Origin of the sequence: Bradyrhizobium sp. JYMT SZCCT0428 (assembly GCF_018131075.1) — a bacterium.
In the GTDB taxonomy this organism is placed as follows: Bacteria; Pseudomonadota; Alphaproteobacteria; order Rhizobiales; family Xanthobacteraceae; genus Bradyrhizobium.
In genome coordinates this window covers 1-14,919 of the sequence record NZ_JAFCLS010000094.1, presented here as the reverse complement: position 1 = coordinate 14,919, position 14,919 = coordinate 1, and the positions used below count along the sequence as shown (strand labels likewise).

Here is a 14,919-nt window from a genome sequence, read left to right as displayed (position 1 = left end):
GATTTTGTTGCAAAAGTCAGTTGAGACAGGCCGCGAAGCGTGATTCCGTTGTGATGACGCGATTCTCGGTGAGGTCGATCCATGATGGGCCGTCTGAAGAGTGACCAAGGTCAGCTGTTCTACGAGTTTCGTCTTGGCGATGCGGTCCCCGAAGATCATCTGGTGCGAAAGATCGACACTGCGCTCGATCTGTCGTGGCTTCGCAGCGAGCTTGCGCCTCATTATTCGTCGACGGGTCGTCCATCGATCGACCCGGAACTGATGATCCGGATGCTGGTGGTGGGGTATGTGTTTGCGATCCGCTCGGAGCGATTGATCTGTCGTGAAGTGCAGGTGAACCTGGCCTATCGCTGGTTCTGCAAGCTCGGTATCGAGGATGCTGTCCCGGATCATTCGGCGTTCTCGCGTGCCCGGAACGAGCGTTTTCGTGAGGGGGATATTTTTCGCCGGGTGTTCGAGCGGGTCGTCGAGGCGTGCATTGCGGCCGGTCTGGTTGGCGGCGAAGGCTTCGCCGTCGATGCAAGCCTGATCCAAGCCGATGCCAACAAGCAGCGTTCAATCGCAGGTCAGGATTGGCGCAGGGATCGTGATCCGGCGAGATCAAGCCGCGCTGTGAAGGAGTATCTGGCGACCCTCGACGATACGGCGTGGGGCGCCGCCAGCGAGGTTGTCCCAAAGTTCGTCTCGCCATCCGATCCCGCGGCCCAGTGGACCGGGGCGCACAAGGGACCGGCATTCTTCGCTTACTCCGACAATTATCTCATCGACGTGAAGTTCGGCGTCATCGTTGACGTCGAGGCCTCCCGCTCCATTCGCCAGGCCGAGGTCGGCGCGGCAAAGACCATGATCGAGCGAACAGAGGAACGCTTCGGCCTCAAGCCTGAGCGGCTTGTCGGAGATACCGCTTACGGGGCAGCTCCGATGCTGAACTGGCTGGTCGAGGAGAAAGGCATCGCGCCACATATCCCCGTGTTCGACAAGTCGAAGCGAGATGACGGCACCTTCTCGCGCAGCGACTTTCGATATGATCCAACCAGCGACGTTTACCACTGCCCGGGCGGGAAGCAGCTCGGAACGAGCGGCACCGTGCACGAGGGCAAGACGCTTCTATATCGCGCCAGCAAACTCGACTGCGATGTATGTCCACTCAAACCGCAGTGCTGTCCAAAAGACCCATCGCGCAAGATCCCGCGCGACATCCATGAACACGCCCGAGACGTTGCCCGGTCGCTTGCTGGTACCGAAGGCTTTGAGAAGTCACGACGTGAGCGCAAGAAGATCGAGATGCGGTTCGCACACTTGAAGCGTATCCTGAAGCTCGGTCGGCTTCGACTGCGTGGACCACGAGGCGCCCAGGACGAGTTTATTCTTGCTGCCATCGCCCAGAACCTGCGGCGGCTCGCGTCGCTGGCCGCTCGTCCACCACCCGCTCAGGCTCTGTGCGTCGCGTAGCGTTCGAGTTGCGAGAGCGTCAGGGCCGGCGGATCAAAGCCGGCCGCCCCTGGCGACGTAGCCGAACTATCCATCGCAAACAGCCGACTTTTGCAACAAAATCTGCCAATAGCAGGCATACCGGCGTTTATCTCGATGTTCGCCAAGCGGCATTCGCGACCTTTAGCGCCGCAGCAAATCCGCCCGCTATTCGATCACTTCGTCAGCACGTGCCAGCACAGTAGCCAGCACATCGATGTCGAGCTTGTGCCGGGCCGCAAGGGCGATGATCAGTTCGCGATGAACGAGCGACAAGGGGCTGCCCTGTATGATCAAACCGCCATTGCCCAAACGCGCGAATGTCGTGATCTCGCGTTCGATTCTCTGCCGCATCGCGCACGTCGACCGGGCTCAGCTGCACCCCAAGGGACGCCGCCGCGGACGAGATCGCGTCCCATTGGCCGACCCCGGAGGTATCGCGGCATCACGAACAACCGCCGCTCGCTCGATGCCCGGTGCGAGCTCCTTGAGTAGTTCGAGCCATCTCGTCCCTAAACTGAATTCGAACAGTGCAAAGCCAGTTGCGTTTCTGACCGGCCCCCAACAAAGTGCGCCCAATTGCTGGCAAGCCACCGTGCGTTGCGGTAGCGTTATGGCTTACCGCGTCGAGAACGATCATGTAGGCTGCGAGAGGCGTCCCGACAGCGCTTTCCGACGCGCATCATCAACGAGGTGAAGGGCGTCAACCGCGTGGTCTACGACGTCACGTCGAAGCCGCCCGGCACGATCGAGTGGGGCGTGAGAGAGAAGGCGTTGAGAGTGGCAATGTTCGCCAATTTCAATCGCCGAGGGTGGCTTAAACATCGGCTTCAATCCGTTTCCTCCACCAGTGTATAAGCGTCGACATTGTGTAGCGGAATCGTCCACCGGAGATTGAGCTGAACGTACACAAACATCCCAAAGCACATCATGAGCAGCGAGTACTCGGGTCTGGGTAGGAATGTCGCGATCACCGTTATCCCAAGGCAGACAAGCGTGTTCACGACAGTCGGCACGCGGAGTGGCGGATAGGCCATGAAGTAAGGTATTTGCTTACCGAGGTAGAATAGCACCGCCCCCGTCACGCCAAGCATTGAGAACGTCTGGGGATTAATATCCCCATTGATTGCGTGGCCCGTGAGATTGGCGAGGAAGACGATGCCCACATACAAGAGCAGGTTGGATACCAACACGAGCAAGCCCGACTGGATCCGTTTCGCGCGTTCAAGCAGATAGAGGGCGCCGAAATAAATCCACCAGACCTGAACGATCAGCAGGAATCCTGCCGCCGCCGCGATCGCGTCGAAAATGTCGTATTGCTCGCGCGCGGTGAACGATCCGACGATACGGATCACGGTTTCGCCGAGCACTATGATCGCGAAAAGTCCGATTCGTTCAATCAGGTGTTCGCGATGGACTGGGAACGCCCGCGCCTTGTCATTCAGGTAGGCCATCAGAAGCAATTGGGCGAAGATCCCCGCATAGAGCAGCATGAACTTCCATTGCCCCCCGATCAACAGCGAGGTCGAGCTGATCACCATGCCGACAAGAGTGGCGATTCCCATCCCTCGCGCCAACGCGTCTCCGGCGGGCGTTGTCTGCGGTGCAGTGAAGTAGGCTAGTGTCAGAACGGCCTGCATCGCCAAATAGGTGAGGACGAACCCCGGATACCCGTTCCCCCCCACATCCTTTATGAATAGCGACATGACAAGGACGAGAGCCATCACCGCAATGGTGGAGAGGCGCTGCCAAACGCTATCGGTGTCGTACCGGTTGGCGAACAGTGTGTGTCCGGCCCAAACCCACCAAGCAGGAACGAAAACGAGAAAGAAGGAGAGAAGCTGTTCGCTATGGATCTCCCCGTGGTCGGTATGGGCCAATCGATGCGCCATCACACCGATTACCGCGACGAAAACGAGATCAAAAAATAGTTCGAGCCACGTCGCGTGACGAAACCTCAATGAGTGAAATGTCTGGTGCATTGTAAGCTCGGGTAGAGCGGGAGATTGCGGCGCTACAGTAGCCGGTTGATGTCCGCTTTGGGGTCAAAAGGACCTCAGCCCGCCGGTGTGGCTTGTCTGTTCTGCCACCACGAGCGGATATGCCCGCGAATGGCAGCTTTGCGCCAAAAGCGGTCGACCGCAGCGCCAGGCTGGACCGGCCTTCGGCTCGAGATGAAGCTAGATGAGGAGGACTTGGTGGAGGCGGAGGATACCGAAACTGAGGGCTGGCCTCTCAGCGCAGCGCCGGCTGCCGTTCTGGCCTGGCCGGATGCCGTCGCCGGTGCTGCCGGCGTTCGGTCTTAACCAGCCATCTCGCGGAGTACCGCGGAGATGCTGTCGAAGCTGTACGGCTTAGGCAGGAATACGCCTCCCTCCGGTAAATCGCCCTCTTTAAACACATGATTTCCAGAAGTCGCGATGATCTTAACCGGCGGCCAGCGGCCACGTACAAAGTGGGCGAGCTTTAACCCATCCATCGATCCGGCCATCTGGATATCCGTAAAGACGACATGAATATCCGGTCGCGCTTCCAGGATGGCAATCGCCTCATCGGCATCGCCGGCCTCGACAACGTCGAACCCCGCGTCCGCGATCATTTCCGCCGCGTTCGTTCGGAGCAGAAATTCGTCCTCGACGACGAGGACAACGTGCCGTTTGCTTGTAGAAATGGTCATTATGGATGCACCTGCCGTCGGACCAAGCAACTATATGGCCCTTCGTTCCACGCATAGCTGTATAATATTGCTCATTCTTGGAAGACGTAGCTACCGTCTTGGAGACCATGCTGGGTGCAGTCGCAAGTCCTTTTGACCAGCCGAGAAGGGCTGTCCCGGGGCTTAGCCGCCGCCCATCGCCCGTGAGGAGTTCTCATGGGAAGGTACGACGAGAATGACCCCGTCTGCGGTCGCGGATAATTATAATCGGCACCGCGGGCAAGCTCGTTGGGACACTTCTACAGACACAATGGCGAGGTTCAGCCTCTATTGCGAACGCGGCTGAGTTCTTCAACAGCCTGCTAGACCGGCACTTTTGACCCGAATGTAAGGTCCGGCCGTTCGCAGCAAGAGGTTCGTCGATCAGGAGTGCATCACCTCGCGGATTTTCCGCGACAGATCGGATTTTCGGTACGGCTTCCTGAGAAGCACGACATCGGAATCGAGCTGACTTCCATGGGCGATCGCACTCTCGCTGTAGCCGGAGGTGTAAAGCACACGCACGCCCGGGCGCCTCTTGAAAACGGCTTCAGCCAACTGCAGGCCATTCATCCCTCCCGGCATGATGACGTCGGTGAACAGGAGATCGAATGTCGTGCCCTGGTCGACCAGCGCGAGGGCCGTCGGCCCGTCGGCGCAAGAAAGCGTCTGGAATCCCATGCTACCAAGCTGGGCGATCACATAACCCCTGACGAGCGGATCATCCTCGACGATCAGGATTGTCTCGTGAGCAGGCGCAGGCGCATAGGCACGCGCTGGCGTCGCCTTTACTGGCGCGGACCCTTCCGCTCGTGGCAGATACAGCTTGATCGCAGTGCCGCGGCCTTGCTCGCTTTCTATCTTGACCATGCCTCCGCTCCGTTTGGCGAAGCCGTAGACCATGCTCAGTCCAAGGCCGGTGCCGCGGCCTATTGCCTTGGTCGTGAAGAACGGCTCGAACACCCGGTCGCGGATATCGGCCGGGATACCCTCCCCGGTGTCGCTGACCGAGATCATCACAAAAGCTCCGGGATTTACCGCACTGCAAGCGGATGCCTTCGCCTCATCGACGGTCACGTTGGCGGTTTCGAGCGTGACCGTACCGCCGCCGGGCATGGCATCCCGCGCATTCACTACAAGATTGATCACGGCCGCTGAAAGCAACGACGAATCGGCGAGCGCAAACGACCCATCCTCCGCCAGCGCCAGCTTCAGCTCGATGTGTTCCCCCAGTGTGGGTTTGAGCAACCGCGCCGTTTCGGTCAGCAGATCGTTGACCTCGATCTCGCGAGGCGCCAGCGGCTGACGGCGCGCCAAGGCAAGGAGCTGGGACGTAATTTCGGCCCCGCGCGTGGCGGCATCGTCGATGAGTTGGGCAATGGCAGCGAGTTGCGGCCGATCCGCGACGCCTTCGCTGAGAATCTCGATCGTTCCGGTGATGACCGTAAGAACGTTGTTGAAATCGTGAGCGACCCCCCCTGTGAGGTGGCCGATAGCGTCCATCTTCTGGCATTGGCGCAGCCGTTCCTCGACCTCGTGCTGGTGGGTCAGGTCGGTGGCCGTTCCGCGATAACCCATAAAGCGACCGTCGGCGGCAAAGACAGGCCGGCCGTTAACTCTGAGATAGCGCTGATGCCCGGCACGATCGCGGCAAGTATACTCGAAATTCCGGAACGGCTCATGTAGCTCCAGCGCGGCCATGTGCTCACGCCATTTCTGCGTCTCAGTCTCCTGGTCGGATGCTGCATCGAAACGGCGTTTCCCGATCAGCTCCCCAGGGTCGATGCCGAAAGCACTCAACTGCTCCGATATATAGGTGAAAAGGTGGTCTGGCCCGGTCTCCCAAAGCCAGTCGGAGGCAGTCGCAACGTAGTCGCGGAAGCGTTGCTCGCTTTGCCGCAGGGCTTGTTCCGCTCGCTTACGCTCGCTGCTCTCCTGCTGCAGATCGGCACATAGCCGTGCGTTCTCCGGCGCGATCGCCGCCTGTGAGGCAAGCTGTTTGAGCACTGGGATTCGCGCCTGCGCGAAAACGTGCGGTGTCAACGTGTTCTCGAGGTGGAGCGCACCAATGAGCTTGGGGTGAGTAATCAAGGGTAAGCAACTTTCGTGTCCAGATTTACCGGCGGTGTCGACATCCAGAACGATGGAAACTGGGCTCTCGTCCCACGATGCCGAAAAAATTTCATCGACATTGATTTCCTGTTTCATTAATCGAGTCCTTAATTCAGCAAGAATGCCGGTTGCTTCCGCAGATACGCGACTTCGATCACGTTGCCGTATATGCTGACTCGTCTACATTGCCTGGAGACCGGCTTTTGAGAGGACGTGAATAAAAGATAGAACTGGGTGAGATCACCCGGAAGACTCACCTGAAGCTGGGCGCCGGTGTCCCACACGCTTAAGACCAGGCAGCTTTCCGACCACAACCCATCGGTCGACACGCATCTTGCGCAAATTGGGGTGGAGAACATTACGCGCTTCAGCTCCGCTGGATTAAGGGACGGAAACCCCAACGTTTGCTTGGTGCTATCCTTCGTGTGGAGGACAATGGCTCGCGGGAGCGAAACATTTGGCTCTGCTGGCGGCATTTCCGCCGGTTGAGTCTCTCGACGGTGATGCGACTTTGCTTGCATTTTCAGCCCCGTACTTTTACGGATGTCGGCAAAAATAGCTACTAAATGGACGTGCGACGCATTTTCGAATTGCGCCTGTTTCTAGCTGATGTCTGTGCTTTCAATCGGCTGCCATGGACCAATTCATCGGCTGATCTACGGTAAGAGCACGGCAAGCACGTGAAACCGATCTTCTCGACCTCCTCGATTCAACGCTTAGCGCCACGGCGAGTTAGCAGAAGAAAATATTTAGTGTCGTTCATGGCCGGAGCGGTCAGTCTTATCTGCGCCGCAGTCTCGGACACTTCGATCGATTGACCGTCGCGACACAGGTTCCGTCTATCGACATAACTCCGACGTCAACAGGATCCTCGCAGTTTGACCTGGGCCTACGGCGCTCAGTGGCTCACCATCATTGGTTCAAACGACCATCAGCCGTCCGGGGGCCAGACGGCTACCGCCGTCTTTGGGTGCCGCGAGAAACACAAGCGGGCGAATGAAGCCTGCACGCAGCAAAGTTGCGGCTTGGGCAGCGTCAACCGGGCGGCTGAAGAAATAGCCCTGCGCGGATTTGCAGCCAGCTGACGACAGAAACCGCGCCTGCTCCGAATTTTCGACGCCTTCCGCAAGCACTTCGGTGTCCAGTTCTTCGGCAAGACGAATGGCGGCGCGAACCACCGCAGCGCATCGGATTTCCGTTGTGCATTTGAAAATCAGCTCCTGTGCAATCTTGATCCGATCGACCGGAAAGTTAGTAAGATAGTTGAGCGACGAATAGCCGGTGCCGAAATCATCGATTGCAAGTCTTAGTCCGAGCGCTCGCAGACGCGTGATGATGTTGCGGTGATGTTCGGTGGCCTCCATTAGAACGGATTCGGTTAATTCGAGTTCTATCCGATCGGGGGCGATGTTCCAGCGCTTCAGACTCGCGACGATGTCCAGCTCAAGTTCGGGTCGCTTGCACTGGATTGCGGAAAGGTTGACCGCGACCGTTGGCACATCGATGCCCTCGTCTTGCCAGACTCGGGTCTGCCGGCAAGCTTCATCGAATACCCATTTCCCCAGGTCGACGATCGACCCGGTCTTCTCTGCAACCGGGATGAACACCGCGGGTGATATCGAGCCGCGCTGCGGATGGTTCCAACGCACCAAGGCTTCGAGCCCGACGATGCGGCGGGTTTCGATGTCGACCTGAGGCTGGTATTGCAACGCAAGGCCGCCGCATTTGATCGCGGCCACAAGTTCTCGTCCTAGAAGTACACGCTCGCAGGCAAGCTGGCCGAACGTCTCATCGTGAAAGCCGGCGCGATTGCGGCCGGCATCTTTCGCACGGTAAAGCGCGAGATCGGCCTGCATCAGCAGGACGTCCGGTCCATCAATTCCCTCTGCATAGCGCGAAACCCCGACGCTGGCCGAGATGCGCGCGGCGTATCCTTCGAGCACAGTGAGCTCGTTGAGCGTCGCGACAATTCTCTCTGCCAACGCCTCGCTGGCGCCTTCCTCGCCGGCATTCGACTGCAAGATTGCGAATTCATCGCCGCCCAAGCGGGCAACGCAGTCGGCGTCACTTGTTTCGGCGAGCAGCCGTTCGCCAACCTCCACCAGCAGAGCGTCCCCGGCCGGGTGACCCATCAGATCGTTGAAGTCCTTGAAGTGGTCGAGGTCTATATAAAGCACGGCAAAGGGCCCGCCGCCGCGCTTAGCATTCTCGAACGTCAGGGCCAACCGGTCGTGGAAGGTCCTACGATTGGCAAGGCCGGTGAGTGGGTCGGTGCTCGCCAGTTCGCTGATCATTTTATTGGCTTTAATAAGTTTGCGTGTGTGCAGATTCGACCGCCACATAAAGACAAAAATTAGGCCGGTCATGCACAGGCCGGCCGCTAGGAGAATCCAGGCCCTGGAGTGTATCAGGATCGATGTTTGCTTAGGCACGGCAACCATCCGCCACTGACGATCGGCAATGTCGATCTTTCCGGACCAATGAAGGGGCGTATCGAACTCGGGGGGGTGGCTCGCGGCGAGCGGCTCACCCGATGGTTTCTGCAGACTGGTGTAAATCAGCCGCGCACTCGAATCGGCTTCGGATGCGAAGATGTAATAATCAGCGGGGGTTCGAATTCCACGCAGGGTCGCGGCAATCATAGTGTCGATCTGAAATACACCTTGCACGAAACCGACGAGATTTTGACGTCGCTCTTCGACCGACTTGTGTGGCAGACCGCGCTTGTAAATCGGCAAGACAACGAAGAAACCGATCCGGTCGCCGGTCCCCGATTGCAACATGAATTCTTGTGAGGCCGCCAGTGCGTCACCGTCTCGCGCGCTTTCGAGCGGCCGCTGTCGGATGCCGCTGTCGGCCAGATTCAACCCTTTCACCACGTCAACACGGGACTTCTCCGTCGAGTAGTAGACGGGAAAATATTCTGCGGCGGCCGGCGACGGCTCAAGTGCGTTATGCTCGGTCACAGTTCGGATGCGATAGCCGTCACTTCCCTCGCGTTGCGCTGTCTGCTCGTGGGCCGCACGTTGTTCGTTTCGAATGCGTGGGATCCAGGACAAGCTCAGGATTGCGGACTGATCCCGCAACAGTCGATTGGAAAACGCCATAAACTCCTGCTCGCTGACCGCACCCGAAGTGAACTCAAATATCGCCCGGAGCGGGGACAGCTTGGTGAAATACTCATCTATTCCATTCTGAAGGGCTGCCGCCATATTGCCGGCACGGAGGTTGAACTCGGCAGCCGAGGTACGGTCCTCCAAGCCTGAGACGATGTACCAGCCCGCGATCGACAGGGCAGTCCCGAGAATAGCGATCATCAATATCGGCGCACGATGCCGAACGTCATGTGGCGTCTTGTAACTCATTACTGACCCGCTCCAATGTAACTGGTCCGCTTTGTGATCATCCTTCGACATAGCTTCGCTGTCTTCATTCGCGGGGCGTCCGGCAGCAAGGCGTGGTTGCGTTCCCGCATCTGACTCAATTCGTCTTGACCTGGTCGCTCTCACCGCGACCCGATCTCCAAGGGGGTTAAGCTGCAGCCGGTTCCGAGCGGGTCAGAGCAACGCCCCGATGTGGACATGAATCATAGCGAACTGCCGCGATGTCGATCGGCTGCTTTGGCACTCGTAATCGGCCGGTTCATGGTTAAGAAAAACCCGCACGAAAATCGTGTTCACGACGACGCTAGTGAACCCGCGCGACAAATTCGACTTCTGGCAAAAGCGTCGTCTGCAATGATATCGCGGATAACGATTATCGACCGGCGAACCGGTTGAGCTTCGAGGCGAAAATCGACACCGGATTTTTTGGGCGTGTCGAACTCGTACACTTCGACAAATCTTCAATGCGGGTGTCGTACATTGTTGCGGTATGGGGGATGATGTTGGCTAATTCCCTCCGGCGCTGCGGGCCGAGCATGATCGTTGTTGGATTGTTCAGCGTTGGAATCAGATTGACAGCCTTCGGCCTATACCGTGCAGGCGGCTTTGAGCGCGTCGGGATCAAGCCCCTCGCGTCCACTACGGCGCCGACAAGGGGTCGGTCTTGACCTGGTAGTGAATGTCCGCGGCAACCCTCACAGTCGTCTCTGACACGGAAGTGCCGTGGCCCCTTCTGGCATCAATCAGGCCGCGCGCTTCGCCGTAAGTACTTGTCACCGGCATGAGATCAATGTCGAGCGCCCGCGCAAAGGCACGATGGGTGGCCGGCTGCTCGCCGCGAGCCGGGCGACCTGTCGCGATATCGGCAACAATGCGAAGGTAAACCGACCCCACCCCTTATTGTATGGATCAATTCCATGCAATTCAACGACACGGCTCTTATTGTTCATCATCTCGTGCTTATTGTATGGATCCCGTCAAGAAACATTTGGATGCCCCCATCAAGGATCGGACTCTCCCTCGGCAAGGCAATGTGCCGGCCGCTTGATCACCGCAATCCGATCTCCATGGTGTTCGAATTGCACCCGGGTTTCCGGGCCGGTCAGAACAGCGCCCATCTCGGATGTGGACGTGAACTATAGCGAACGGCCGCGATGTCGATCGGCCGAGTTGGCACACGTAATCGGCCGGTTGATGGTTAAGGAAAACCTGCATGAAAACTGTGTTCTCGACGAAGCTAGTGCACCCGCGCGATAAGTTCGACTTCTGGCACAGCGTCGCCCGCAAAGACATCGTGGATCACGATTCTCGGCCGGCGAACCGGCTGAGTTTCGAAGCGCAAATCGACACAGGATTGTTTGGGAGTTTCGAACTCGTACACTTCCGCAACTCCTCAATGCGGGTGTCGCACACCATGCGTCATATCACCCATGCAAGGTCCGACCATCTGTTGGTATGCCGACAGATCTCGGGTTCGATTTCTCTTGAACAGGATACCCGAGAAATCGTGTTCGAAACCGGAGATGTCACGTTCCTGGACCCCCTGCGGCCTTACGATGGAAGATTCTCGGAATGTTCCGAAACTCTAGTGCTCAAGGTCCCGCGCCGCGAGTTGGAAGCGCGAATCGGAAAGATTCGCAACTTCACGACGCGATTAATAAAGCCAATCAGAGCGGAGGATGATCTTATGTCGTCGCTCTTGGCCAAGTTGCCTTCGCTTGTCGGAAAAATGAATCCGATAAGCGAAGAGATGGTGGGAAACCACGCGCTAGACTTGGTAGCCGCATCGCTCGCGATGACAATCGATGGTCCCCAACCGCGCGTTTCCTCCGGCAAGGCGCTTGTTTTACTAAATATTCGGTCGGCTATCGAAGCAAGGCTAAGTGATCCGACGCTTGACGCCCAGACGGCGGCCGATGCCGCAGGGGTCAGCGTTCGATATGCAAACAGTATCCTCGCTGATCACGATACATCCATCATGCGTCTGATCCAGGCACGGCGGCTTGCCCGCTGCCGCTCCGCGCTCGAGGATTCAAATCAATCACATCGAAGGGTCAGCGAAATTGCTTACGACTGGGGATTCTTCGACATGACCCATTTCGCACGTAGGTTTAAGAAAGCTTATGGAATTTTGCCGAGCGAGTGTCAGGCGCTCGCGAAGCAGGCACGAGGGGGAGGCGAATAATGGGCCGGACATCTACCGGACAGGACGCTGACGAGATTCCACGGCCCAACGGGCTAGACACTTAACGGCTGGAGAGCGCGCGGAAGTCGGCACCGCCGCTACGGGAGGCTCTAATCCGATCCGGCTTGCGATCGCTAAGCTGGGTCAGGTGCAGCCCGCGAGTTAGGTGCAGCCCGGCCGGATTTTATTTATTTCTAAACGATCTGGACCGCCCTGGCGGTGGACTTAAGTGCCGCGGCAAGGACGTACAGCGCTTGGGACAATTCAGCGCGGTTCCGGGCGGCGCCGAGGGCGACGCGAACGGCGTGTGGTGCCGTCCCATCGACGGCGAAAGCCTCGCTGCCCACAACAGCCAATCCATCAAGAAGAAGATGTGAGATGAAATCAGACCGAGTCCATTCACCGTGCAACGACAGCCAAAGGTGATGTGCGCCCGGGTTGCCGACGAACGGCAATCCCTTCAGGATTCGGGCCGCCAATTGCTGGCGGCCCGTCGCCTCAATACGAATTGCCGTGATGATCTGGTCGGCGGTTCCGGAACGAAGCCAATTCGTGGCGAGCGCAACCATGAGCGGCGGCGGCATCTGCATCGTCGCCTGAAGATTGTTCCTCATGACTTGGTCTGATGCGGCATCAGGCACCAGAAGATAGGAAACACGGAGTGCTGGCGCGATACTTTTCGATAGGCTAACGGCGAGATAGCTGAGTTCGGGGATCAGATTTGCAATCGGTGAGGCAGACGGTTCCAGCAATCCGTAGGCGTCGTCCTCGATCAAGATTGTTCCGGTATGGCGGATGATGTTGGCCACCGCCTTGCGGCGCTCTGCGCCGAGCGTGATCGTTGTTGGATTGTGCAGCGTTGGGATCAGATAGACAGCTTTCGGCTTATGTTGTTTGCAGGCGGCCTTGAGCGCGTCGGGATCAAGCCCCTCTCCGTCCATTGCGACGCCGACAAGACACACTCGCAGTTTCGCTGCCGCCGCCTTTATTCCGGGAAATGTGAGCGCTTCGGTGAGCACCACATCTCCGGGTGAAGTCAGCGCCAACAATGTATTGAAGAGAGCCGCCTGTGTCCCGGGATAGATAATTAGACGCTCGGCGAGCGCCGGCGCGCGCGGCCGCAACCAGTTGGCAGCGATCGTACGTTCCTCGTCACTGCCACCGGGTCGCTGATAGTTGAGGAGTGCGGTAAAACTCGATTCACTCTGAATGAGGGCGAGCCCCTGCGCGATGCGGCCCTCCAGATTCGCCTCGACCGGATGCGGCGGAACGTTCATCGAGAGGTCGACCTTGACCGGATAGTGAATATTCGCGGCAACCCTCGCAGTCGTCTCCGACACGAACGTGCCGTGGCCCACTCTGGCATCAATCAGGCCTCGCCTCCGCGCTTCGCCGTAAGCACGTGTCACCGTCGTGAGATCAATGCCGAGCGCCCGCGCTAAGGCACGATGGGTGGGGAGCTGCTCGCCGCGAGCCAGACGACCGCTCGCGATATCGGCCGAAAGCGCATCAACGATGCGCAGGTAAACCGACCCCGACCCCTCCGCTATTGTAGGGATCCATTCCATGCAATCCAGCCCAATTGTTTTGATTGTCAGTCCATTCGTACTTATTGTATGGAAATCAAATTGACGGTCAAGGAACATTTGAATGACTCCTATCGAGGATCGGATCTCCCTAGGCAAGGCAATGTGGCGCGGATTTTTGGGAAAATGCCCAAATTGCGGAAAGGGCTCGCTGTTCGGGCGATTCCTGAAGGTCGCCGACCATTGCGAACAGTGCGGCGAGAGTTTTCATCATCATCGTGCCGACGACTTTCCGGCCTATCTCGTGATTATCGTTGTCGGCCACTCGGTCGTACCGGCAATCCTCGCCGTTGAAGTGGCTTACGCGCCACCGGCGTGGCTTCAGTTCGCTATTTGGTTGCCACTCACCCTCTTCAGCTCGTTGGCTCTGCTCCAACCGACCAAGGGCGCGATCGTCGGTCTCCAATGGCAAACAGGAATGCACGGCTTCGAAGGATCAAAACAGCGCCACCTCGCGGAAGAGACCCTTCGTCTCCAAACAGCAGCGCGTTCAAAAGTGGCGTGACAAAATACCTAAGACCCGGCTGGAAGCGAACGATGATCGGCTTTGAGCGCCCATCTCCCAGGGATGGCCGATGCCTACCATGTCGACCGTTCGAAATTGTTCGCTGTCGAGCGGTTCGATGCCGTAGAGGGAGTCGACGCGGCCCGGATTGCTCGAACAATCGAATACACTCGCTTCCCCTACGTAACGACACCAAAAGCCGACTTGGATGACCTCAATGAGGAGGAAGGATTGCTGCTGCGCGCCGCCGATCTGATCGGCCAGCTGGGCCACCCCAACTACATGCGCAAGTCCAATGCGCTGTTTTACGAATTCGAGGAGATCGGACTGAACAAGACGCTAGGCTACGCGACGCCCGCAGACATCGTTTACAAATTCCCGCAGTTTTACTGGATCAATGTCGCGCCGCAGATCCAGCTTGCGATCCGCTATCTCAATGTGACGTCCAGCGGCCGGCAATGGATCGCTAATCTCCATAGCAATGTCTTTCGTGCCGAGCGCGAGGTCAATCTGTCTGGGCCGCAGCGTTAAGAAACACGACGGCGAACTCGGAGCGGTACTTGAGGGAGAAGACCATGACGCGCTTCACGTCGCTCAAAGAGCGCGTCTATCTTGGCCTGCATCCGGACTAGGAGAAGTTCAATCGAAGCGTTTGAGATCCCCGCCCAATGGAGGCTTAGGATGTCATTTCGCTGGCGCCCTATCCGGGTGCGCATGTAGTCGATTTCTTGCCGTACCTAGGTGCATCTCTCGCCCCGCGACAAACCTGAGACCTCAATCCGCCGGTGCGGCATGTCCGTCTACCCCCAACAGCAGACATTCCTCCGACCGACCGCTTTGCGCCGATTGCGTTGAAAAACTCGTTGTTGAAGCCGACCGTGATCGCTGATTCATTCCGTACCATCGGGGCGGGAGATCGAATCGATGATGGGTCCGCGGCAGGTTGATCAGGCCCCGCTGTTTTACGAGTTCTCACTTGAGCG

8 protein-coding genes and 3 pseudogenes are annotated in these 14,919 nt (G+C 58.1%); 5 read left to right on the top strand and 6 right to left on the bottom strand.

Annotation, left to right across the window (positions count from 1 at the left end; translation table 11 throughout):
- Positions 1–81 precede the first annotated feature (81 nt).
- Entirely contained in the window at positions 82–1,452 is a 1,371-nt protein-coding gene (locus JQ575_RS42085) for an IS1182 family transposase (protein WP_212039030.1), read from the top strand.
- Positions 1,453–1,638: 186 nt separating this feature from the next.
- On the opposite strand, the gene JQ575_RS42080 is transcribed toward JQ575_RS42085, so the two are convergent.
- Positions 1,639–1,824 (bottom strand): hypothetical protein, encoded by a 186-nt coding sequence (locus tag JQ575_RS42080; RefSeq protein ID WP_212039029.1) that lies wholly within the window; start codon positions 1,822–1,824, stop codon positions 1,639–1,641.
- A 312-nt stretch (positions 1,825–2,136) separates the two neighbouring features.
- Here JQ575_RS42080 and JQ575_RS45955 point away from each other — a divergent pair.
- Positions 2,137–2,226 (top strand): annotated as a pseudogene (locus JQ575_RS45955) (hypothetical protein); the annotation flags it as partial.
- 74 nt (positions 2,227–2,300) lie between these two features.
- On the opposite strand, the gene JQ575_RS42070 reads toward JQ575_RS45955, so the two are convergent.
- From JQ575_RS42070 to JQ575_RS42055, 4 genes and pseudogenes are all read right to left on the bottom strand, one after another.
- Positions 2,301–3,452: a low temperature requirement protein A gene (locus JQ575_RS42070; RefSeq protein ID WP_212039028.1), complete on the bottom strand. Its 1,152-nt coding sequence runs from the start codon at positions 3,450–3,452 to the stop codon at positions 2,301–2,303.
- A 320-nt stretch (positions 3,453–3,772) separates the two neighbouring features.
- The gene (locus tag JQ575_RS42065) at positions 3,773–4,147 is read right to left on the bottom strand and encodes a response regulator (protein ID WP_212039027.1); all 375 of its coding nucleotides are present in this window, start codon (positions 4,145–4,147) and stop codon (positions 3,773–3,775) included.
- Positions 4,148–4,549: 402 nt separating this feature from the next.
- A pseudogene (locus JQ575_RS42060) lies at positions 4,550–6,112 on the bottom strand (ATP-binding protein); the annotation flags it as partial.
- Between the two features lie 1,085 nt (positions 6,113–7,197).
- Complete coding sequence (locus tag JQ575_RS42055; RefSeq protein ID WP_212039025.1) at positions 7,198–9,642, bottom strand: bifunctional diguanylate cyclase/phosphodiesterase; 2,445 nt, start codon at positions 9,640–9,642, stop codon at positions 7,198–7,200.
- 1,231 nt (positions 9,643–10,873) lie between these two features.
- Between JQ575_RS42055 and JQ575_RS42050 the strand changes: the two genes are divergently transcribed.
- A complete protein-coding gene (locus JQ575_RS42050; protein ID WP_212039024.1) occupies positions 10,874–11,845 on the top strand; it encodes a helix-turn-helix domain-containing protein in 972 nt (323 codons plus the stop codon).
- 194 nt (positions 11,846–12,039) lie between these two features.
- Here JQ575_RS42050 and JQ575_RS42045 read toward each other — a convergent pair whose 3' ends face one another.
- Positions 12,040–13,491 carry a PLP-dependent aminotransferase family protein gene (locus tag JQ575_RS42045; protein WP_249167277.1) on the bottom strand — a complete coding sequence of 484 codons (1,452 nt, stop codon included), beginning with the start codon at positions 13,489–13,491 and terminating at the stop codon, positions 12,040–12,042.
- Positions 13,492–13,495: 4 nt separating this feature from the next.
- On the opposite strand from JQ575_RS42045, the gene JQ575_RS42040 reads away from it, so the two are divergent.
- The gene (locus tag JQ575_RS42040; RefSeq protein WP_212039023.1) at positions 13,496–13,936 is read left to right on the top strand and encodes a DUF983 domain-containing protein; all 441 of its coding nucleotides are present in this window, start codon (positions 13,496–13,498) and stop codon (positions 13,934–13,936) included.
- Between the two features lie 60 nt (positions 13,937–13,996).
- A pseudogene (locus JQ575_RS42035) lies at positions 13,997–14,467 on the top strand (metal-dependent phosphohydrolase); the annotation flags it as partial.
- Positions 14,468–14,919 lie beyond the last annotated feature (452 nt).

Bases quoted from the DNA above. Each gene is read 5' to 3' on its own strand.
- JQ575_RS42085 (WP_212039030.1), top strand. From the start codon at position 82: ATGATGGGCCGTCTGAAGAGTGACCAAGGTCAGCTGTTCTACGAGTTT.
- JQ575_RS42080 (WP_212039029.1), bottom strand. From the start codon at position 1,824: ATGCGGCAGAGAATCGAACGCGAGATCACGACATTCGCGCGTTTGGGC.
- JQ575_RS42070 (WP_212039028.1), bottom strand. From the start codon at position 3,452: ATGCACCAGACATTTCACTCATTGAGGTTTCGTCACGCGACGTGGCTC.
- JQ575_RS42065 (WP_212039027.1), bottom strand. From the start codon at position 4,147: ATGACCATTTCTACAAGCAAACGGCACGTTGTCCTCGTCGTCGAGGAC.
- JQ575_RS42055 (WP_212039025.1), bottom strand. From the start codon at position 9,642: ATGAGTTACAAGACGCCACATGACGTTCGGCATCGTGCGCCGATATTG.
- JQ575_RS42050 (WP_212039024.1), top strand. From the start codon at position 10,874: ATGAAAACTGTGTTCTCGACGAAGCTAGTGCACCCGCGCGATAAGTTC.
- JQ575_RS42045 (WP_249167277.1), bottom strand. From the start codon at position 13,491: ATGTTCCTTGACCGTCAATTTGATTTCCATACAATAAGTACGAATGGA.
- JQ575_RS42040 (WP_212039023.1), top strand. From the start codon at position 13,496: ATGACTCCTATCGAGGATCGGATCTCCCTAGGCAAGGCAATGTGGCGC.